Source organism: Mesorhizobium ventifaucium, from assembly GCF_935822925.1.
GTDB lineage: Bacteria > Pseudomonadota > Alphaproteobacteria > Rhizobiales > Rhizobiaceae > Mesorhizobium > Mesorhizobium ventifaucium.
Genome location: NZ_CAKXZS010000014.1, coordinates 235,971 through 255,448, shown reverse-complemented (window position 1 = coordinate 255,448; position 19,478 = coordinate 235,971). Strand labels below are relative to the sequence as shown.

Genomic DNA, 19,478 nt, shown 5'->3' with positions numbered 1-19,478 from the left:
AACCGAGAAGCGATTCCGGATCAAGAAATTCAAGCGACTAAGTTCTGGCGACTAAGATTCTGGGGACAAAAGAATGTCGAACATGATGAAGGCGCTGGTCAAGGCCAAGGCCGAGCCGGGCATCTGGATGGAAGAAGTGCCGGTGCCGGAAATCGGCCCGAACGACGTTCTGATCAAGATCAAGAAGACCGCGATCTGCGGTACCGACGTCCACATCTACAATTGGGACCAGTGGGCGCAGAAGACCGTGCCGGTGCCGATGGTGACCGGCCACGAATTCGTCGGCACAGTCGCGGACTTCGGCGCGGCGGTCACCGAATACAAGATCGGTCAGCGTGTGTCAGGCGAAGGCCACATCGTCTGCGGCCATTGCCGCAATTGCCGGGCGGGCAGGGGGCATCTGTGCCGCAACACGCTCGGCGTCGGCGTCAACCGGCCGGGCGCCTTCGGTGAATATCTGGCGATCCCGCAGCACAACGTCGTGCCGATCCCCGACGACGTGCCCGACGAGATCGCCGCAATCTTCGATCCCCTAGGCAATGCGGTTCACACCGCATTGTCCTTCGACCTCGTCGGCGAGGACGTGCTGGTCACCGGCGCCGGGCCGATCGGCATCATGGGTGCGCTGGTGGCGCAGTGCGTCGGCGCGCGAAAGGTGGTCATCACCGACATCAACCCGGTGCGGCTGGCGCTGGCGAAAAAACTCGGCGTCCAGCATGTGGTCGACGCGTCGAAGGAAAAGCTGCGCGATATCATGCCGGCGCTCGGCATGACCGAAGGTTTTGACGTCGGCCTCGAAATGTCGGGTGCGGCACCTGCCTTCCGCGACATGATCGACGCCATGAACAATGGCGGCAAGATCGCCATTCTGGGCATCGCGCCGACCGGCTTCGAGATCGACTGGAACAAGGTCATCTTCAAGATGCTGCATCTCAAGGGCATCTATGGCCGCGAAATGTTCGAGACCTGGTACAAGATGATCGCCCTGGTGCAGGGCCCGCTCGATGTCAGCGGCCTGATCACCCACCGCATCGGCATTGACGACTTCCAGACTGGGTTCGACGCGATGCGCAGCGGCAATTCGGGCAAGGTGGTGATGGACTGGTAGGCGTTGGCCGGGTGCCGAAACGTTGGAGGGACAGCACCCCCCTCTGGCCTGCCCTCTTTGCCAAAACTTGGGCATCTCCCCCGCAAGGAGGGAGATTGGCAGCTTCGCCGCTGCGCCCATCTCTGCAACATTGATGATTGGCGAAAGCATTAGTGACATCTGATCTCCCCACTTGCGGGGGAGATGGCCGGCAGGCCAGAGGGGGGTGGGAAGGATCGCTGCGTAGCAGCTTCGTTCACCTGCCCAACGCTGCCTCCAGGGCCGCCAATCCTTCCGCGATCGCCACGCGCTCGCCAGTGCTGAGTTTCGACAGCAATTCCCGCTCGAACGCTTTTGCCAAGGGCACCATCTCGCGATAGGCGGCAAGGCCCGCGTTGGTCAGCGTCAGATGCTCGACACGGCGGTCCTTTTCATCCGGTTTTCGCGCCAGCCAGCGGCGCCGTTCGAGTCGGGAGACGGCGCGCGAAACCTTGGTCTTGTGCATGGCCGACTGTTCGCCGAGCGCTGTTGCCGTCATCGTGCCGTGCTGGCCGAGACCGGCCAGCGTGCGCCATTCGGGCCGCGTCAGGCCGTGACGGTCCTTGTAAACCCTGGAAAACTCGCGGCTGACAGCATCGGCAAGGCGATAGAGCCGGTAGGGCAGGAAGCTTTCAAGTTCGAGGGTGTCAGCCTCCATGGTCCGCTCCATCACGATTGATAGTTACATTTTCGATGGTTACAAACGAAACCAATTTGGTCAATCCAGGGAGGATGCCATGGCCTTTTCCTACATGCCGGGGTTCGGCAACGACTTCGAAACCGAGACTTTGCCTGGTTCGCTGCCGCAAGGGCGGAATTCGCCGCAGCGGCCGGCCTACGGCCTTTATGCCGAGCAGCTCTCAGGCTCGCCCTTCACCGCGCCACGCGGCACCAATGAGCGTTCCTGGCTCTATCGCATCAGGCCGAGCGTCAGGCACACCGGTCGCTTCAAGGCGGCGAACTATCCGCTGTGGAAAAGCGCGCCGAATGTCGGCGATCACGAACTGGCGCTTGGCCAGTACCGCTGGAACCCGGTGCCGATGCCGAAGGAGCCGACCGACTTCATTGCTGGCATGCGCTCGATCACCACCGCCGGCGACGTGCTCGGCCAGACCGGCATGGCCGCCCATGTCTACGTTGCCAACCGCTCGATGGCCGACGACCATTTCTTCAACGCCGACGGCGAGTTGCTCGTCGTGCCGCAAGTGGGGGCGCTGCGCTTCGTCACCGAGATGGGCGTCATCGAATTGCGACCGGGCGAGATCGCCGTGCTGCCGCGCGGCCTCGTGTTCAAGGTCGGACTGGTCGATGAAACAGTGCGCGGCTATGTCTGCGAGAACTACGGCGCCAAGCTGATGCTGCCGGATCGTGGCCCGATCGGCGCCAATTGCCTGGCCAATCCACGCGATTTCAAGACGCCTTGCGCCTGGTTCGAGGACAAGGAAACACCGTGTCGGCTGATCGTCAAATGGTGCGGCCAGTTTCATGTCACCGAACTCGATCATTCACCGCTGGATGTAGTCGCGTGGCACGGCAATTACTCGCCCTATAAATATGATCTTGCAACGTTTTCGCCGGTCGGCGCGATCCTGTTCGACCATCCCGATCCGTCGATCTTCACGGTGCTGACCGCGCCGAGCGGTGAAGAGGGCACCGCCAACATCGACTTCGTCATCTTCCCGCCGCGCTGGCTGGTGGCCGAGAACACGTTCCGTCCGCCCTGGTATCACCGCAACATCATGAGCGAGTTCATGGGCTTGATCCACGGCCAGTACGACGCCAAGGAAGAGGGTTTCGTTCCCGGCGGCATCAGCTTGCACAATCTGATGCTGGCCCACGGGCCTGACACGTCTGGCTTCGAAAAGGCCTCGCGCGCCGAACTGAAACCGGTCAAGCTCGACAACACCATGGCCTTCATGTTCGAGACGCGATTCCCGCAGATGCTGACCCGCTACGCCGCCGAGGTTGAAACCCGACAGGAGAATTACATCGAATGCTGGGCCGATCTGAAGAAGCGCTTCAACGGCACGCCCGAGGGCGACTGGTCTTGAACGCTGATCCAGCCCGGGATCGGCTGGTGCTGCTGGGCTCGAAGGGCGGCCCGGCGCTCCGGCCGGGCGGTCCGTGGCCAAGTTCGTCGTTGCTGAAATTCGGCGGGCGCACGATCGTCGTGGATTGCGGGCTTGGCGTGACGCGCGGGCTGGCCGAAACCGGCGTCAGCCTGAAGGCGCTCGACCTGGTCTTCATCACGCATCTGCATTCCGACCATTTGCTGGAACTCGGTCCGCTGATCCACACGGCCTGGACGGCGGGTCTGGCGACACCGGTCACCGTATTCGGCCCGCCCGGCACCGGCCATTACTGGCAGCGCTTTTGCCAGGCGATGGAATTCGACATCGAAATCCGCATCGTCGACGAAGGCCGGCCTGATATCGTAGATATGGTTTCGATCATCGAGTTTGGCGAAGGCCGGGTGATGGACGAGCGCGGCCTGAAAGTTTTGGCGCTACGCGTCGACCATCCGCCGGTGACCGACTGCTTTGCGCTGCGTTTCGAGCATGCCGGACAAAGCATCGTATTCTCCGCCGATACGGCGTTCTTTCCGCCATTGGCGGATTTCGCCAAAGGCGCCGACATCCTCGTGCATGAAGCCATGCTGGAAGATGGCATCGAGCGGCTCGTCGCGAAAACCGGCAATGGCGCGCGGCTGAGAGAGCATCTGCTCGCCAGCCACAGTCTTGCCGAAGAAGCAGGGCGGATCGCCACCGATGCCGGGGTTAGGAGACTGGTGCTCAACCACCTCATTCCGGCCGATGATCCCGAGATCGGCGAGGCCGACTGGATCGCCGCCGTCAGGAAAACATGGGCTGGAGACTTGACGATCGCCCGCGACGGCCTTGTTGTGGGACTGGAGCATGATCCCGAAAAGTGAGAACCGGTTTTCGGAAGAGATCATGCGTAGAACAAAATTCAAAGCGGCACCAAAGCCGCATCAGGAGAGGAAACCGCATGAAGCTCGCCACATTGAAGGACGGGACGCGCGACGGAAAGCTGGTCGTCGTCTCGCGCGACCTGACGCGGTTCACCGATGCCTCGTTTCTGGTGCCGACGCTGCAGGCGGCGCTCGACGACTGGAGCCGGATCGCGCCGCATCTGGCGACAATAGCGGAATCGCTGGAGAACAATGCGGTGCCGTCAGCGCGCTTTCACGAGCATGACGCCCATTCGCCGCTGCCGCGCGCCTACCAATGGGCCGATGGCTCGGCCTATGTGAATCATGTTGAACTGGTGCGGAAGGCGCGCGGTGCCGAGATGCCGGCAAGCTTCTGGACCGATCCGCTGATCTACCAGGGTGGTTCGGACAGTTTCATCGCGCCGCGTGATCCGATCCGCACGTTCGACGAGGCCCTTGGCGTCGACATGGAAGGGGAGGTCGCCGTCATTGTCGACGACGTGCCGATGGGGGCAAGCCTCGATGAGGCAAGTGCCGCGATCCGGCTGATCATGCTGGTCAATGACGTCACGCTGCGCTCCCTCACCGCGCCAGAGCTTGCCAAAGGTTTTGGCTTCTTCCAATCAAAGCCGTCCTCGGCTTTTTCCCCCGTCGCGGTGACGCCGGACGAACTTGGCGAGGCCTGGGATGGCGGCAAGGTCAGCCTGCCGCTGCTGGTCGATCTCAACGGCAAGCCGTTCGGCCGCGCCAACGCCAGCGTGGACATGACCTTCGATTTTCCGGCTCTGATTGTGCATGCCGCGAAAACCCGGCCGCTGAGCGCCGGCACCATTATCGGTTCGGGCACGGTCTCCAACAAGCTCGACGGCGGCCCTGGCAAGCCGGTCTCGGCAGGCGGCGCCGGCTATTCCTGCATTGCCGAATTGCGCATGATCGAGACGATCGCAGCCGGCGAGCCGACAACCCCGTTCCTGCGCCTTGGCGACATTGTGCGCATCGAGATGAAGGACAGGACCGGACATTCGATTTTTGGTGCAATCGAGCAGAAGGTCGAGGAGTACCTCAGGTAAGATTGCACTTGGGGCGCGTCTGAAACGATGAACCTGCTGGACCATTTCAGCCGCATGGCAGCCAACAACCTCTGGTCGAACGACCGGCTCTACCGCGCCGTGCTGCAGCTCAAGCCAGGTGAATTCGAAGCTGAGCGCACCAGCTTCTTCCCGTCGATCAACGAAACGCTCAATCACATCCTGGCTGTCGATCATCTCTATCTCGATTTTCTCGAAGAGGGCGGCGTTGGCGCCGCGGCTCATGACGATTTCGTGCCGTTCGATGAACCACAGGCGCTGTTTGCCGCCTAGGTTGCGGCCGACCGGCGATTGATCGCCTTTTGCGATCATTTGTCGACCGACGATCTGGACCGCCGCGTCACCACCGACCGGCGCGAGGACGGAAAAATACCGGAGCGCATCGGCGACCTGCTCGCCCACCTCTTCATCCATGACATCCATCATCGCGGGCAGGTGCACGCCATGCTGTCCGGCACGTCGGTGAAGCCGCCGCAGCTCGACGAGTTCTTCCTCGACTATGATCTGAAACTCAGGATAGCGGAGGTGGAGAGGTTGGAACTTGGCAATCAGGCCAAGACGACATCGTAACGGGCGAAATGCGGGTCAGCCGTCAGAATGGTTAGGTTCTCCACTTGCGCCTGTGCGATGAGAAGTCTATCGAATGGATCACCGTGGTGATGAGGCAGGCCGCCAACCTTTTGCGCATGTTGAAACGTGATGATGAGGGGAAGAAAGCGCATCTTCGGAAGCAGCGTTGCCAGATCATCGGGAGCTTCGAGCTTTCCGATAGCGCGCTTGATGGCGATCTCCCAAATGCTGGCGGCGCTGGCAAAGACGACCGCATCTGACGCTAAAATGGCACGATGCGGGTCGCGAAGACGAGGATTGTCCGCAATCGACCAAAGGATAATTTGCGTGTCGGCGAGAAACGGGCCACTCGTCATTTAACGTACTCGTCCCATTCGGGACCGAGTTCATCAAAATCGTCTGCGATCCGGATTTTACCCTTCAAGGCGCCAATGCGAGGCAGGAGGTCGGGCGATGCTGGCGGTACGAGGCGAGCAGCGACTTTGCCGTGCCGGGTGAGCACGATCTCTTCGCCGGCTTCCGCACGGCTGACAAGTTCCGACAATTTCGCTTTGGCTTCGGCGATCGAGATATTCATGGGCTAATCCTTTATGACCAGAATTTAGGTCATAATTGATCGAACCGCAAGGAATTTGGAGGCGTCTGCGCCTCACTCCGCCGCTTGCACCTTCAGCACGCCACGCTTGATCTGGTCCTGCTCGATCGATTCGAACAGCGCGCGGAAATTGCCTTCGCCAAAACCCTCGTCGCCCTTCCTCTGGATGAATTCGAAGAAGATTGGCCCGATTACGGTTTTCGAGAAGATCTGCAGCAGGATCTTGGTCGTGCCGCCGTCAACCACGCCTTCGCCGTCGATCAGGATGCCGTGCTTTTTCATCCGCTCGATCGGCTCGTCATGGCCGTGCACGCGGGCATGGGACAGCTCATAATAGGTTTCCGGCGGGCCGGGCATGAACTTCAGCCCGTTGGCTGCCAGCCTGTCGGTGGCGCCGTAGATCTCGTCCGTGCCAACGGCGATATGCTGGATGCCTTCGCCATTGTACTTCTTCAGATATTCGGCGATCTGGCTGGTCTCGTCCTTGGACTCGTTGAGCGGGATGCGGATCTTGCCGCAGGGCGAGGTGATGGCGCGGCTGACCAGGCCGGTGATCTTGCCGTCGATGTCGAAGAAATGAATCTGCTTGAAGCCGAACAGGTCGCGATAGAAATCCCACCATTTGTCCATGTTGCCGCGGTAGACATTGTGGGTGAGGTGGTCAAGATAATAGAAGCCGACGCCTTCCGGCTTCGGGTCGCGCTCGCCCAGCCAGTCGAACTCGGCATCGTAGGCCGAGCCTTTGTCGCCGTAGACCTCGATGAAATAGAGCAACGAGCCGCCGATTCCGACGATTGCCGGCACGTCCAGCGCCTTGTCGGTGCCTTCGTAAGGCGTGGCCCCTTTGGCGACGGCATGGTCGAACGCATGCTTGGCATCGACGACCCGCCAGGCCATCGAGGCAGCGCAGGGGCCGTGCTTGTCGACGAACTTCATCGCATGCGAGCCGGGTTCGGCATTGACGACATAGTTGATGTCGCCCTGCCGCCAGACGGTGATGTTCTTGGTGCGGTGCTTGGCTACCGGTACATAGCCCATGCGGGTAAACAACTCGGCGAGCTTTTCCGGCTCGGGATGCGCGAACTCGACGAATTCGAAGCCGTCGGTGCCGGCGGGATTGGCCTTGCTGATCGTTGCGGGCGGTGCATCGTGCGGGAAGGGACCCATGATGTTGTCCTCCAAAAGCTGCTTGGCCGGAAAGAGCCATTTTGACGCTACTATAGCGCGGAGGAGGTGCATGGTGCTTGCATTCAAACGCTTTAAACGAATAGATCATGCGGGAATTGTGCATGGTGGATGAAAAGATCATGGATGATGCGCGCATCGACCAGTTTGACCGCAAGATAATGGCTCTGTTGCAGGGCGACGCACGGCTGACCAACAACGACTTGTCGGAACGGGTGAACCTGTCGGCGTCGCAATGTTCGCGCCGCCGCCAGAGGCTGGAGGAGGACGGCTATATCAGGGGCTATCGCGCGGTGCTCGACCGGGACAAGCTCGGCTTCTCACTGGTCAACGTGATCTCGGTGACGCTCGCCACCCACAACCGCGACAATGCGCGGCGCTTCGGCGAGTTGGTGGCGCGGCTGCCGGAGGTGCAGGAGGCGCACGCGCTGACCGGCGAGATGGATTACATCCTGAAAGTGGTGACGCCCGACCTGAAATCGCTGTCGGAATTCGTCAACGGCGTGCTCCTGCCGCACGAATCCGTGCAGCATGTGAAGACGGCGATCGTGCTGGAAACGCTGAAGGAAACCGGCGCGCTGCCGATTTAATGCATGTCGCGCAAAAGCATGCCCTCGGGCCTGGACCCGAGGGTGTGCAGCGGTTTTGCGATAACGACATGCATAAATCAGCAACCTAAAGCGCGTCGCATGAGGCCGGACAAACGCGACGCGCTTTAGCCCTTCGACTGCTGGATCAGCCCATAAAGGTTGGTGCAGCGTGCGCCGGAACGGCAATAGGCGAAGATCGGGCCTTCGAGTTCATCGAGCGCCTCAGCCTGGTCCTCGACATTTTGGGCCGTGATCTGGCCGCTGATGACCGGGATGTAGCGAAAGGTAAGCCCGGCGGCTTCGACTGCCGCTTTGACCGTGTCCGCCGAAGGCTGGCCGGGCTGCTCGTCATCAGGCCGGTTGCAGATGACGCTCTTGAAGCCGGCGGCCTTGATGGCGGCGACTTCTTCGGGCTGGATCTGGCCGGAGACCGAATAGTCCTCGCTGATCTGACGATATTCCATGTTTCCTCGCAAAACCGGTTTGGCCGCAGTCTTGCCACTCCCCGACGAGATCGGCAATCCGCGCACAATGAAATCTCATGCGCAGATAGTTATTTTCGACGGAGAATCCAACCGAGCCGACGCGGCCCGGCTGGATAGGAAGGCATCAGCTTCCGAGGATCGCGCCTTTGATCTGGGCGATGTTGTTGCGCATCAGGTCGATATAGGTCGAGGCCGGGCCATCGGGTTGCGACAGCGCGTCCGAATAGAGCGTGCCGCCAACCTTGATGCCGGTCTCGCTGGCGATCTGCTCGATCAGCCGCGCGTTGGTGATGTTCTCGATGAATACCGCCGCCGCCTTGTCCTGTTTCACCTGGCTGACCAGCTTGGCGACGTCGGCAGCGGACGGCTCCGACTCGGTCGACACCCCTTCGGGGGCCAGGAAGGTGAGGCCATAGGCCTTCTCGAAATAGCCAAAGGCGTCATGCGAGGTGATGACGACGCGCTTCTCTTGCGGGATCGACTGGATCGCCGTCTGCACTTCGCCCTCAAGCGCGTCAGCGGCTTCGGCATCGGCGAATTCGGGTTTGAAGTTGATCGGCGTGACGCCCTTGGTCAAAACGGCGATTGTCGCCTTGGTGGCGCTGGCGTCGACCAGGCGCTGCAGAAAGCCTTCGAAATGCAGGCCGTTGACCAGCACCACATCTGCACCCGCCATCGCCACCGCGTCAGCCGGGCTCGGCTCGTAGACACGGGCATCGCCATCCGGCCCGACGATGGTGGTCAGATTGATCCGGTCGCCACCGACATTCTTGGCGAAATCGGCAATGATCGTGAAGCTGGCGACCACTTTCAACGGCTCCGCGATGGCTGACGACGCGCCAAAGGCGGTTAATGTCATAACGCCCACTGCCAAGGCGGCGCGGATCGATTTCAGCATGGACAGCACTCCCTTGGGATCAGGCGGTTCTGTGGCGGTGATGGACGATACGGGCGCGCAGGATGCCGCGCGTGCCGAACAGGATCGAAGCAAAATAGACAACGCCGGCCGACAGGATGATGGCCGGTCCGGAAGGCAGCGACACGTGGTAGGACAGAAGCAGCCCGGCGACGCAGGAGGCAAAGCCGATCAGCACCGCCAGCACGCACATCGGCTCGACGCGCATGGTCCAGAAGCGGGCGGCGGCCGCAGGCAGCATCATCAGCCCGACGGATAACAGCGTGCCGAGCGCCTGGAAGCCGCCGACCAGGTTGAGCACGACGAGGCCGAGGAAGATGAAATGCACCGGGCTGCCCAGTCGGCTGACCGAACGCAGGAACAGCGGGTCGAGACATTCGGCGACCAGCGCCCGCCAGAAGATGGCGAGGCTGACTAGCGTGACCAGCACGATACCACCGATCAGCGTCAGCGCTTCATTGTTGAGCGCCAGCACGGTGCCGAACAGCACATGCATGAGATCGACGCTGGAGCCGCGGATCGACACCATCAGCACACCGATCGCCAGTGAAATCAGGTAGAAGGCCGCCATCGAAGCGTCCTCGCGCTGGATGGTGAAGCGCGAGACGGCGCCGGCGCCGAGCGCGACGATGATGCCGGCAATCAGCCCGCCGATGGTCATCGGCAGGATCTCCAGCCCATAGAACAGGAACCCGGCGGCAGCACCCGGCAGGATGGCGTGGGCCATGGCGTCGCCGGAAAGGCTCATGCGCCGCAGCATCAGGAACACGCCGACCGGGCAGGCGCCGAGCGACAGCATCAGCGACCCGGCAAGCGCCCGTTGCATGAAGGCGAAATCGGCGAACGGAGCGATGAGAAGACCGTAGAGCGTTTCCATCATGCTGCCCGCGGCCCGGAGCCGTGATGATGGTCGTGCCCATGGTCGTGAGCGTGACCACCATGCTTGTGGTCGTCGGGCTCGCACCAGGGCGCGTTCTCCTCCCAGGCTTCGTGGAAGCGGCGCGCGCGCAACAGGTTTTCCGGCCGCAGCGTTTCCTTTGTCTCGCCCCAGGCGATCGGCTGGCGCGCCAGCAGCAGCGTCTCGGGGAAGTTCTGGCGCACCAGTTCCAGATCGTGGACGACAACCAAGATCGTGCGCTCCTCGCCATGCCAACGCTTGATCAGTGCGATCAGGTCGCCGACGGTCTTGGTATCGACGGCGTTGAACGGTTCGTCGAGCAGAATGAGGTCGGCGTCCTGCAGCAGCACGCGGGCGAACAGCGTGCGCTGCAGCTGGCCGCCCGACAGGGTGTCGATCGGGCGCTTCTCGAAGCCGCCGAGGCCGACGGCCATCAGCGCCTGGCTGACCGCATCGCGATCTTCCCTGGTGTAGCGGCCGAGCAGCCCGCGCCGTGGCCATAGGCCGAGCGAAACCAGATCGACGACCCGGGCGGGAAACGAGCGGTCGAGTTCCGACTGTTGCGGCAGATAAGCAGCGCGCACCCCGGGCGCCCGGACAACCGTGCCGGCCATCGGCTTCAACACGCCGACGATACCCTTCATCAGCGTCGACTTGCCCGAGCCATTGGCGCCGACGACGGCAGTTAGCGACCCTCGGCGGATCGTGCCATCGAGATGATGGATCGCCGGATGGCTGTTGTAGCCCAGCGTCAGGTCGCGGAAGGTCAAGCAGGTTTTGGTCATGTGACGATCCGTGGGACACGATCAATACGGCAGCGGCGGTGGATATGTGATGTTATTACATTAGTCAACAAGTCAATCCGGCGGAATTGCGGCGACCGGAGCAGTTTGGCGTGCGCCTATTTTCGCTCACGCCTGCTGGCTCAAGAGGATTCGCGCATGCAACCTTGCCCCCAGCGAACCGCGACTCTAAAGAGGCGCGACCCACAAACGAAGGAAACGTCCAATGAGCATTCGTCGCATCGATGTTGGCCTACGCATGAGCCAGATCGTCATCCACGGCAACACCGTCTATCTGGCTGGTCAGGTTGGCGAACCAGGCGGGAACGTCGGCGCCCAGACCAGGGACATCCTGGCGGCCATTGACGAATTGCTGGCCAAGGCCGGCACCGACAAGACCAAGATCCTGCAGGCGATCATCTGGCTGGCCGACATGAGCACCTTTGCCGAGATGAACGCGGAATGGGACAAGTGGGCGCCGCAGGGCCATACCCCGGCCCGCGCCACCGGCGAGGCCAAGCTTGCCGGACCGGAATATCTGGTCGAGATCATCGTTACCGCCGCGGTTTGAAGCAGGGCGCTTTACCCTCCCTCTTGAGGGGAGGGTCGGAGCGAAGCGGAGATTGCGAGATGGGGTGGGTCGGCAAGATTGCACCGACCCCCACCCCGCGTCAGAAAATGCCGCCATGCGGCATTTCCTCCGCGACCCTCCCCTCGAGGGGGAGGGTTACCTCTGCGACGGCGTGAACCGCGCGACCAGCATGTGGCTCTCGGCCGCATAGGTGAAACGGACATGGGTGACCGGGTGCTCGGCGCTCCATGTCCGTCGCTCGACCACCAGGCAGGCGGCGCCGGCCTCGATATCGAGTGCAGCCGCAATGTGTCTGTCGGCGGCGACGGCACGGATGCGGTGCTCGGCGGCACTCCATGGCACGCGGGCGATCAGCCACGGCCCAGGCGCGACGGCGAAAAATTCCTCGTTGGCGGCCTCGGCCACAGCGGCCAGGTTGATCAGCCGCTGTTCGTGGGCGAACGGCCGCTTGCCAGCGAAATGCCGGCATTCCAGCGCCAGCACCGGCCCGTTGGAGTCGAGTTCCAACAAGGTGCGATCCTCGGCGCTGCTGCGCCTTTTATGTCGCGCCACACGCTCGTAGTGATAGGCTAGGCCGAGCGCCTCGACTTCGATCCTGATGTCATGGATTTCCAACACCGCCGCTTGCGATTGCGGCCGGCGGACAAAGCTGCCAGAGCGACGGCGGCGCTCGATCAGCCCGGCCTTGGCAAGCTGCGACAGCGCCTTGTTCACCGTCATGCGCGAACATTTGTACTCGGCCGTCAGTTCGTGCTCGAACGGGATGCGGTGGCCGGGCGCCCAGGCGCCGGACAGGATCCGTTCGCTGATGTCGGACAGGATGCGTTGATGCAGCGAGAGAGGCTCGCCGACATCCACATCCATTGTCTGGATCATGCTCATGCCGAAAGCGCCGTCATCACCTTGCGAAAACGCCCGGCAACGGCATCACGCCTGGCATGCCTGCCGCTACTGACCAGTTTCTTGCCATGCACCCAGACGCAATCGACCTTGCTGCCGTTGGCGAAGATCCAGGCGTCGAGAACCGCGTCGCCCGTCTTGCCGGCAAGCGACGGGCGGTTGGCGTCCAGTGAGACGAAATCGGCTGGGGCGCCGGCGGCCATCCGCGAGGGGCCTGCGCCAAGCGCCGCACTGCCGCCGTCGAGCGCGGCATCGAACAGTGCGCGCCCGGTCGAGCCGCCGGCGACCGCCAGCAGGTTGCGGGCGCGGTGGGCGAGGCGCTGCGAATATTCGAGCTGCCGCAATTCGTCCGGCAGGCCGATCAGCACGTTGGAATCGGAGCCGACGCCGAAGCGGCCGCCATGCTGTTTGAACAAAGTTGCTGCAAAGGTGCCGTCGCCGAGATTGGCCTCGGTGATCGGGCAGAGGCCGGCGATTGCTCCGCTTTTCGCCATGGCCGCCGTCTCGGTCTCGGTCATGTGGGTGGCGTGGATCAGGCACCAGCGATTATCGACCCTGGCATTGGCGAGCAGCCATTCGATCGGCCGCGCCCCGGACCAGGCAAGGCAGTCCTCGACCTCCTTCACTTGCTCGGCGATATGGATGTGGATCGGTCCGCCCTGTGCCATTGTCGCGATGTTTTCCAACTGCTCCGGTGTCACGGCGCGCAGACTGTGCGGGGCGATGCCGACGACAGCGTTATTCAAGGTGCGAACGGTTTCGTGACATTTCTCAACAAGCTGCGAGAACTGATTCACATCGTTGATGAATCGCCGCTGGGCTTCGTTCGGCGCAGTGCCGCCGAAAGAGGAATGCGCATAGAAGACCGGCAGCAGCGTCAGCCCGATGCCAGTTTCGGCAGCCGCGGCGGTGATGCGGTCGGCCATTTCGGCGATGTTGGCGTAGGGCTGGCCGTCGCGGTCGTGATGCAGATAGTGAAACTCGCCGACGCGTGAGAACCCAGCCTCAAGCATCTCGACATAGAGCTGCGCGGCGACCGCCTCGACCTGATCCGGCGTCATCGACAGCGCGAAGCGATACATCACCTCGCGCCAGCTCCAGAAACTGTCGGCGGAAGGGCCGCGCAGCTCGGCTAGACCGGCCATGCCGCGCTGGAAGGCGTGGCTGTGCAGGTTCGGCATGCCTGGCAGCAAAATGGCATGGCGTTCGTCGCTGGGCTGGGATGCGGTGTTCGGCTCGACCGTGGTGATGTGGCCGTCACCGACGACGATCCGGGCATTGGAATGCCAGCCGTCGGGCAGAAGCGCCTGTTCCGCAAAGATCGCCGTCACGTTTTTGTCTCCGATTCCCTGTGTCCCGCGCAATGATACCACTTGCAGTCCGTTTCAATATGTATATACATAACCGCGGCCGATTGAAACGGAAAAGATGATGGCTGGAGAGAGCAAAAGCCGGGCAGGGGAGATCCGCCTCTGGCGCAATGCGCGTCTGGCGACCATGGTTGAAAGCGCCGCTGGACTGGGCATCGTCGAAAATGGCGCGATCGCCGCGCGCGATGGCCTGATCGTCTATGCCGGCCCGGAAGCCGATATACCGGCAGCCTTCAGCCAAAACGCCGAGATTGTCGCTTGCGAAGGCCGCTGGATCACACCCGGCCTGATCGACTGCCATACTCATCTGGTCCATGCCGGCAATCGCGCCAACGAATTCGAGATGCGGCTGGCCGGCGCCACCTATGAAGAGGTCACCAAGGCCGGCGGCGGCATCGTCTCGTCGGTCAAGGCGCTGCGCGCTGCCAGCCAGCAGGAACTGGTTGCGCAGTCGCTGCCGCGCCTCGACGCGCTGATCGCTGAAGGCGTCACCACGATCGAGGTCAAGTCGGGCTACGGGCTCGATCTCGAAAACGAGAAGAAATCGCTGCGCGCCGCGCGGCTCCTGGGCGAAAACCGTCCAGTAACGATAACAACGAGCTTCCTCGGCGCGCACGCACTCCCGCCTGAAGCGAAAGGCGACAAGGACGCTTTTATCGATCTGGTCGCAAACGAGATTTTGCCGGCCGTTACCGCCGAGGGCCTGGCCGACGCGGTCGATGGCTTTTGCGAAGGCATCGCCTTTTCGCCCGAGCAGATTTCTCGCGTGTTCGACGCGGCGAAAGCAGCAGGCCTGCCGGTAAAAATCCACGCTGACCAATTGTCGAATCTGCACGGCGCAGAACTTGCGGCGCGCTATGGCGCCCTGTCGGCCGACCATCTCGAATACGCTGACGAGGCGGGTGCGGCGGCGATGGCGAGGGCCGGAACCGTGGCGACGATCCTGCCCGGCGCCTACTATTTCATCCGTGAGACCAAGAAGCCGCCGATCGGCCTGTTTCGCCAGCATGGCGTCAAAATGGCGGTCGCCACCGACTGCAATCCCGGCACCTCGCCGCTCACCTCGCTGCTGCTGACCATGAACATGGCGGCGACTTTGTTCGGTCTGACTGTTGACGAATGCCTTGCCGGTGTTACCCGCGAGGCCGCCCGCGCGCTCGGACGGCTCGGAACAACCGGCACGCTGGAGGCTGGAAAATCAGCCGACCTGGCGATCTGGGGCATCGAGCGCCCGGCCGAGCTCGTCTACCGCATGGGCTTCAACCCGCTACATGCCCGCATCTGGAGGGGACAATGAGTGAACTCAAACTCAAGCCGGGCAAAACGACGCTGGCCGACTGGCGCGAAATCTATTGTGGCGCGATGCCGAAGCTGGACGCGGCCTGCTGGCCAAAGATCAAGGCCAGCGCCGAAGCCGTTGCGCGCATCGTCGCCAAGGGTGAGCCGGTCTATGGCATCAACACCGGTTTTGGCAAATTGGCCAGCGTCCGTATCCCCGCCGCCGATCTAGAGGCACTTCAACGCAACATCGTGCTGTCGCATGCCGCCGGCGTCGGCGAACCGATGCCGGTCGGTGTTTGCCGGCTGATGATGGCACTGAAGCTGGCCAGCTTGGCGCAAGGCGCTTCCGGCGTGCGGCCGCAGACCATTGAGCTGCTCGAAGCGATGCTCGCCAACGACGTCATTCCGGTGGTGCCGGCGCAAGGCTCGGTCGGCGCATCCGGCGACCTTGCGCCACTGTCGCACATGACGGCGGTGATGATCGGCGTCGGCGAATGTTTTACCCCGCATGGCCGGTTCCCGGCCAAGGTCGCCTTTGTCTCGCACGGGCTGGAGCCGGTCACGCTAGGCGCCAAGGAAGGCTTGGCACTGCTCAACGGCACACAGTTTTCGACCGCCTATGCGTTGGCCGCCTTGTTCGACGCCGAAATGCTCTACCAGTCGGCGCTGGTCGCCGGTGCGCTTTCGACCGATGCCGCCAAGGGTTCCGACGCCCCCTTCGATCCGCGTATTCATCTGCTCAGGAGGCATCCCGGCCAGATCGAGACGGCAGAGGCGCTGCGCAACCTGATGGCCGGCAGTGCCATCCGTGAATCGCACCGGGTCGGAGACGAACGCGTGCAGGACCCGTACTGCTTGCGCTGTCAGCCGCAGGTGATGGGTGCGGCGCTCAGCGTGCTGCGCCAGGCCGCCGACACGTTGGGCACCGAGGCCAACGGCGTCACCGACAATCCACTGATCTTCGCCGAGGACGACACAGCACTTTCCGGCGGAAACTTCCACGCCGAGCCAATAGCCTTCGCCGCCGACATGATCGCGCTCGCCGTCTGCGAGATCGGCTCGCTGTCGGAACGGCGCATCGCCATGCTGGTCGATCCGGCGCTGTCGGGCATGCCGGCCTTCCTGACGCCGAAGCCAGGCCTGAATTCCGGCTTTATGATCCCGCAAGTGACGGCGGCAGCACTCGTCTCGGAAAACAAGCAAAAGGCCTATCCGGCCAGCGTCGATTCGATCCCGACCTCGGCCAATCAGGAAGACCACGTCTCGATGGCGGCGCATGGCGCGCGCCGGCTGATCGGCATGATCGAGAATGCGACGGCCGTCATCGGCATCGAATTGCTGGCCGCTGCGCAAGGCTGCGATTTCCATGCGCCGCTGGCATCGAGTGCGCCGCTCGAAGCGGTGCGCAGGCTGGTCAGGGCCGAAGTGCCGCATCTCGACAATGACCGGCATTTCCATCCCGACATGGAAAAGGCCATCGTCATGGTGCGCAGCGGCGCTGCCGTGAAGGCAGCGGGCGCGGTGGCACTGCCGGGAATTGCGTCGTGAGGATGCGCGCCATGAGGGGCCTCGTTCCTTCGCGCCGTAGAACGCAACCGCGGGAGGATTTCTCATGACTTTACCCTCCTGGCTCACAGTAACCCGCGGCAAGGCACCCCTGCTGGTCTCGATCCCTCACACCGGCATCGATCTCGCCGGCCTTGAGAACCGGCTGGTGTCGCCTTGGCTCGGCCGCCGCGACGCCGACTGGTGGATCGACAAGCTGTATGACTTTGCCGAAGAGCTCGGCGCTACGGTGGTGCATACCGCGATCTCGCGCACCGTCATCGACGTCAATCGTGACCCGTCCGGCGCCTCGCTCTATCCCGGCCAGGCCACGACGGGCCTGTGCCCGACCGAGACCTTCGATGGCGATCCGCTCTATCGCGAGAGTGAGGAGCCTGGACCGTCAGAGGTCGATGAACGCCGCGAAAAATACTTCGTGCCCTATCATGCCGCCTTGCAGGCCGAGCTCGACAGGCTGCGCGCCTTGCACCCGAAGATCGTCCTCTATGACTGCCATTCGATCCGCTCGGTGCTGCCGCGGCTGTTCGAAGGCACGCTGCCGGTGTTCAACCTCGGCACCAATGACGGCAAAAGCGCCGATCCTGGCTTGCAGGCAACGGTTGGCCAGGTCCTCGCCGAGACCGGCGAGAGTTTTGTCGTCAACGGCCGCTTCAAGGGCGGCTGGATCACGCGCCATTTCGGGCAGCCGCAAAACGGCATTCATGCGCTGCAGATGGAACTGTCCAACCGCGGCTATATGCGCGAGCCCGAAAGCAAGGGTGCGCCGGACAATTGGCCGGTGCCTTACGACCCCGCATTCGCCGCGCCGATCCGCGCCAGGCTGAAGCGGATCCTGGAAAGCGCGATTGCCTGGGCCGGGCGCTGACGCTTCGCCGCGCAGCTCATTTGAAAGGAAAAGTGACGCCATGACCGATCCTCGCCACAACATCCGCGAAGTCCGCAGCCCGCGTGGCAGCGAGCTCAACGCCCGCACATGGCTGACTGAAGCGCCGTTGCGCATGCTGATGAACAATCTCGATCCCGACGTCGCCGAAAACCCCAACGAACTGGTCGTCTATGGCGGAATCGGCCGGGCGGCGCGCACCTGGAACGACTTTGATCGCATCGTCGCCTCTCTGAAGACGCTTGAAGACGACGAGACGCTGCTGGTGCAGTCCGGCAAGCCTGTCGGCGTGTTTCGGACTCACATCGATGCGCCGCGCGTGCTGATCGCCAATTCCAACCTCGTGCCGCACTGGGCGACATGGGAGAAGTTCAACGAGCTCGATAAGAAGGGCCTGATGATGTACGGCCAGATGACGGCCGGCTCGTGGATCTATATCGGCACCCAAGGCATCGTCCAGGGTACCTACGAGACCTTCGTCGAGGCCGGCCGCCAGCATTACGGCGGCAACCTCAGGGGCAAATGGATCCTGACCGGCGGTCTCGGCGGCATGGGCGGCGCCCAGCCGCTGGCCGCGGTCATGGCCGGCGCCTGCTGCCTGGCGATCGAATGCGATCCCGACCGCATCGATTTCAGGCTGCGCACCCGCTATGTCGATGAACGCGCCGACACGCTCGACGAGGCGCTGGAAAAGATCGAGCGCTGGACCAGGGCTGGCGAGGCGAATTCGGTCGGCCTGGTCGGCAACACCGCAGACATCGTGCCGGAACTGGTGCGGCGTGGCGTGCGCCCCGACCTGGTCACCGACCAGACGTCGGCGCATGATCCGCTCAACGGCTATCTGCCCAAGGGCTGGTCGCTCGCCGAATGGCGCGAGAAGCGCGCCAGCGACCCAAAGGGGGTCGAAAAGGCGGCGCGCGCGTCGATGCGCGAACATGTCGAGGCGATGGTGGCGTTCTGGAACGCCGGCGTGCCGACGCTCGACTATGGCAACAACATCCGCCAGGTCGCGAAGGAGGAAGGATTCGACAACGCTTTTGCCTTCCCGGGTTTCGTGCCGGCCTACATCCGGCCACTGTTTTGTCGCGGCATCGGTCCGTTTCGCTGGGCAGCCCTCTCCGGCGATCCCGAGGACATCTATAAGACCGACGCCAAGGTGCGCGAACTGACGCCCGGCAACACCCACCTGCACAACTGGCTTGACATGGCGCGTGAGCGCATCGCGTTCCAGGGTCTGCCGGCGCGCATCTGCTGGGTCGGTCTCGGCGACCGTCACCGACTCGGCCTCGCCTTCAACGAGATGGTGGCGAAAGGCGAGCTCAAGGCGCCGGTGGTCATCGGCCGCGATCATCTCGATTCAGGCTCGGTTGCCTCGCCGAACCGCGAGACGGAATCGATGAAGGACGGCTCCGACGCCGTGTCCGACTGGCCGCTGCTCAATGCGCTGCTCAACACCGCGTCCGGCGCAACCTGGGTATCGCTGCATCATGGCGGTGGCGTCGGCATGGGCTTTTCGCAACATGCCGGCATGGTCATCGTCGCCGACGGCACGCCCCAAGCCGCCAAACGCCTGGAGCGGGTGCTGTGGAACGACCCTGCGACTGGCGTCATGCGCCACGCCGATGCTGGCTATGACCTCGCCATCGAGTGCGCTAGGGAGCACCAGCTCAACCTGCCAGGCATCCTCGGCTGAACCGC

The 19,478-nt window shown here is 62.8% G+C and carries 20 protein-coding genes and 1 pseudogene; 11 read left to right on the top strand and 10 right to left on the bottom strand.

Annotation, left to right across the window (positions count from 1 at the left end; all coding sequences use genetic code 11):
* The first annotated feature begins 73 nt into the window (after positions 1-73).
* Complete coding sequence (tdh, locus tag NMG70_RS14075) at positions 74-1,108, top strand: L-threonine 3-dehydrogenase (RefSeq protein WP_254025083.1); 1,035 nt, start codon at positions 74-76, stop codon at positions 1,106-1,108.
* 235 nt (positions 1,109-1,343) lie between these two features.
* Here tdh and NMG70_RS14070 read toward each other — a convergent pair whose 3' ends face one another.
* Positions 1,344-1,784 (bottom strand): MarR family winged helix-turn-helix transcriptional regulator, encoded by a 441-nt coding sequence (locus tag NMG70_RS14070; RefSeq protein WP_254025082.1) that lies wholly within the window; start codon positions 1,782-1,784, stop codon positions 1,344-1,346.
* 79 nt (positions 1,785-1,863) lie between these two features.
* Here NMG70_RS14070 and hmgA point away from each other — a divergent pair, with 79 nt between their 5' ends.
* From hmgA to NMG70_RS14050, 4 genes and pseudogenes are all read left to right on the top strand, one after another.
* Positions 1,864-3,177 (top strand): homogentisate 1,2-dioxygenase, encoded by a 1,314-nt coding sequence (gene hmgA / locus NMG70_RS14065; protein ID WP_254025081.1) that lies wholly within the window; start codon positions 1,864-1,866, stop codon positions 3,175-3,177.
* The gene (locus NMG70_RS14060; RefSeq protein WP_254025080.1) at positions 3,174-4,058 is read left to right on the top strand and encodes an MBL fold metallo-hydrolase; all 885 of its coding nucleotides are present in this window, start codon (positions 3,174-3,176) and stop codon (positions 4,056-4,058) included. Before hmgA ends, NMG70_RS14060 begins: the two co-directional genes overlap by 4 nt.
* Before the next feature lie 77 nt (positions 4,059-4,135).
* Positions 4,136-5,149 carry a fumarylacetoacetate hydrolase family protein gene (locus NMG70_RS14055; RefSeq protein WP_254025079.1) on the top strand — a complete coding sequence of 338 codons (1,014 nt, stop codon included), beginning with the start codon at positions 4,136-4,138 and terminating at the stop codon, positions 5,147-5,149.
* A gap of 27 nt (positions 5,150-5,176) precedes the next feature.
* Positions 5,177-5,737, top strand: a pseudogene (locus NMG70_RS14050) (DinB family protein).
* On the opposite strand, the gene NMG70_RS14045 reads toward NMG70_RS14050, so the two are convergent.
* From NMG70_RS14045 to hppD, 3 genes are all read right to left on the bottom strand, one after another.
* Positions 5,716-6,093: a type II toxin-antitoxin system VapC family toxin gene (locus tag NMG70_RS14045; RefSeq protein WP_254025078.1), complete on the bottom strand. Its 378-nt coding sequence runs from the start codon at positions 6,091-6,093 to the stop codon at positions 5,716-5,718. The pseudogene NMG70_RS14050 and the gene NMG70_RS14045 sit on opposite strands and share 22 nt — an antisense overlap.
* Positions 6,090-6,314: a type II toxin-antitoxin system Phd/YefM family antitoxin gene (locus NMG70_RS14040; protein ID WP_095496146.1), complete on the bottom strand. Its 225-nt coding sequence runs from the start codon at positions 6,312-6,314 to the stop codon at positions 6,090-6,092. Before NMG70_RS14040 ends, NMG70_RS14045 begins: the two co-directional genes overlap by 4 nt.
* Before the next feature lie 72 nt (positions 6,315-6,386).
* Positions 6,387-7,499: a 4-hydroxyphenylpyruvate dioxygenase gene (hppD, locus tag NMG70_RS14035; RefSeq protein WP_254025077.1), complete on the bottom strand. Its 1,113-nt coding sequence runs from the start codon at positions 7,497-7,499 to the stop codon at positions 6,387-6,389.
* A 140-nt stretch (positions 7,500-7,639) separates the two neighbouring features.
* Between hppD and NMG70_RS14030 the strand changes: the two genes are divergently transcribed.
* Positions 7,640-8,107, top strand: a complete 468-nt coding sequence (locus NMG70_RS14030; RefSeq protein ID WP_254025135.1) for an Lrp/AsnC family transcriptional regulator — start codon at positions 7,640-7,642, stop codon at positions 8,105-8,107.
* A 125-nt stretch (positions 8,108-8,232) separates the two neighbouring features.
* Here NMG70_RS14030 and NMG70_RS14025 read toward each other — a convergent pair whose 3' ends face one another.
* The 4 genes from NMG70_RS14025 to aztA form a co-directional block, all read right to left on the bottom strand.
* Positions 8,233-8,571 carry a protein tyrosine phosphatase family protein gene (locus tag NMG70_RS14025; protein WP_254025076.1) on the bottom strand — a complete coding sequence of 113 codons (339 nt, stop codon included), beginning with the start codon at positions 8,569-8,571 and terminating at the stop codon, positions 8,233-8,235.
* 145 nt (positions 8,572-8,716) lie between these two features.
* Positions 8,717-9,490, bottom strand: a complete 774-nt coding sequence (locus NMG70_RS14020) for a metal ABC transporter solute-binding protein, Zn/Mn family (protein ID WP_254025075.1) — start codon at positions 9,488-9,490, stop codon at positions 8,717-8,719.
* 19 nt (positions 9,491-9,509) lie between these two features.
* Entirely contained in the window at positions 9,510-10,385 is an 876-nt protein-coding gene (gene aztB / locus NMG70_RS14015) for a zinc ABC transporter permease AztB (protein ID WP_254025134.1), read from the bottom strand.
* Positions 10,385-11,191 (bottom strand): zinc ABC transporter ATP-binding protein AztA, encoded by an 807-nt coding sequence (gene aztA, locus NMG70_RS14010; protein WP_254025074.1) that lies wholly within the window; start codon positions 11,189-11,191, stop codon positions 10,385-10,387. The genes aztB and aztA overlap by 1 nt, the downstream gene beginning before the upstream one ends.
* A gap of 223 nt (positions 11,192-11,414) precedes the next feature.
* Here aztA and NMG70_RS14005 point away from each other — a divergent pair, with 223 nt between their 5' ends.
* The gene (locus tag NMG70_RS14005; RefSeq protein ID WP_254025073.1) at positions 11,415-11,759 is read left to right on the top strand and encodes a RidA family protein; all 345 of its coding nucleotides are present in this window, start codon (positions 11,415-11,417) and stop codon (positions 11,757-11,759) included.
* A gap of 156 nt (positions 11,760-11,915) precedes the next feature.
* Here NMG70_RS14005 and hutC read toward each other — a convergent pair whose 3' ends face one another.
* Together hutC and NMG70_RS13995 are read right to left on the bottom strand one after the other, a co-directional pair.
* Complete coding sequence (gene hutC / locus NMG70_RS14000; protein WP_436798388.1) at positions 11,916-12,656, bottom strand: histidine utilization transcriptional repressor HutC; 741 nt, start codon at positions 12,654-12,656, stop codon at positions 11,916-11,918.
* Between the two features lie 2 nt (positions 12,657-12,658).
* On the bottom strand, positions 12,659-14,011 hold the full coding sequence (locus tag NMG70_RS13995; protein WP_254025071.1) for a formimidoylglutamate deiminase: 1,353 nt from the start codon (positions 14,009-14,011) through the stop codon (positions 12,659-12,661).
* 100 nt (positions 14,012-14,111) lie between these two features.
* Between NMG70_RS13995 and hutI the strand changes: the two genes are divergently transcribed.
* From hutI to hutU, 4 genes are all read left to right on the top strand, one after another.
* Entirely contained in the window at positions 14,112-15,347 is a 1,236-nt protein-coding gene (hutI, locus tag NMG70_RS13990; RefSeq protein WP_254025070.1) for an imidazolonepropionase, read from the top strand.
* Positions 15,344-16,879, top strand: coding sequence for a histidine ammonia-lyase (hutH, locus tag NMG70_RS13985; RefSeq protein WP_254025069.1), 1,536 nt, complete (start codon positions 15,344-15,346; stop codon positions 16,877-16,879). The genes hutI and hutH overlap by 4 nt, the downstream gene beginning before the upstream one ends.
* 64 nt (positions 16,880-16,943) lie before the next feature.
* Positions 16,944-17,762 (top strand): N-formylglutamate deformylase, encoded by an 819-nt coding sequence (hutG, locus tag NMG70_RS13980; protein WP_254025068.1) that lies wholly within the window; start codon positions 16,944-16,946, stop codon positions 17,760-17,762.
* Between the two features lie 40 nt (positions 17,763-17,802).
* Entirely contained in the window at positions 17,803-19,473 is a 1,671-nt protein-coding gene (hutU, locus tag NMG70_RS13975) for a urocanate hydratase (protein ID WP_254025067.1), read from the top strand.
* Positions 19,474-19,478: the final 5 nt, after the last annotated feature.

Excerpts from the sequence above, each read along its gene's own strand:
- hutC (WP_436798388.1), bottom strand. The coding sequence starts at position 12,656 with ATGATCCAGACAATGGATGTGGATGTCGGCGAGCCTCTCTCGCTGCAT.
- hutU (WP_254025067.1), top strand. The coding sequence starts at position 17,803 with ATGACCGATCCTCGCCACAACATCCGCGAAGTCCGCAGCCCGCGTGGC.
- NMG70_RS14005 (WP_254025073.1), top strand. The coding sequence starts at position 11,415 with ATGAGCATTCGTCGCATCGATGTTGGCCTACGCATGAGCCAGATCGTC.
- hutG (WP_254025068.1), top strand. The coding sequence starts at position 16,944 with ATGACTTTACCCTCCTGGCTCACAGTAACCCGCGGCAAGGCACCCCTG.
- hutI (WP_254025070.1), top strand. The coding sequence starts at position 14,112 with ATGGCTGGAGAGAGCAAAAGCCGGGCAGGGGAGATCCGCCTCTGGCGC.
- NMG70_RS14025 (WP_254025076.1), bottom strand. The coding sequence starts at position 8,571 with ATGGAATATCGTCAGATCAGCGAGGACTATTCGGTCTCCGGCCAGATC.
- aztB (WP_254025134.1), bottom strand. The coding sequence starts at position 10,385 with ATGGAAACGCTCTACGGTCTTCTCATCGCTCCGTTCGCCGATTTCGCC.
- hmgA (WP_254025081.1), top strand. The coding sequence starts at position 1,864 with ATGGCCTTTTCCTACATGCCGGGGTTCGGCAACGACTTCGAAACCGAG.
- NMG70_RS14040 (WP_095496146.1), bottom strand. The coding sequence starts at position 6,314 with ATGAATATCTCGATCGCCGAAGCCAAAGCGAAATTGTCGGAACTTGTC.
- NMG70_RS14030 (WP_254025135.1), top strand. The coding sequence starts at position 7,640 with ATGGATGATGCGCGCATCGACCAGTTTGACCGCAAGATAATGGCTCTG.
- tdh (WP_254025083.1), top strand. The coding sequence starts at position 74 with ATGTCGAACATGATGAAGGCGCTGGTCAAGGCCAAGGCCGAGCCGGGC.
- hppD (WP_254025077.1), bottom strand. The coding sequence starts at position 7,499 with ATGGGTCCCTTCCCGCACGATGCACCGCCCGCAACGATCAGCAAGGCC.
- hutH (WP_254025069.1), top strand. The coding sequence starts at position 15,344 with ATGAGTGAACTCAAACTCAAGCCGGGCAAAACGACGCTGGCCGACTGG.
- NMG70_RS14070 (WP_254025082.1), bottom strand. The coding sequence starts at position 1,784 with ATGGAGGCTGACACCCTCGAACTTGAAAGCTTCCTGCCCTACCGGCTC.
- NMG70_RS14055 (WP_254025079.1), top strand. The coding sequence starts at position 4,136 with ATGAAGCTCGCCACATTGAAGGACGGGACGCGCGACGGAAAGCTGGTC.
- NMG70_RS14020 (WP_254025075.1), bottom strand. The coding sequence starts at position 9,490 with ATGCTGAAATCGATCCGCGCCGCCTTGGCAGTGGGCGTTATGACATTA.
- NMG70_RS14045 (WP_254025078.1), bottom strand. The coding sequence starts at position 6,093 with ATGACGAGTGGCCCGTTTCTCGCCGACACGCAAATTATCCTTTGGTCG.
- aztA (WP_254025074.1), bottom strand. The coding sequence starts at position 11,191 with ATGACCAAAACCTGCTTGACCTTCCGCGACCTGACGCTGGGCTACAAC.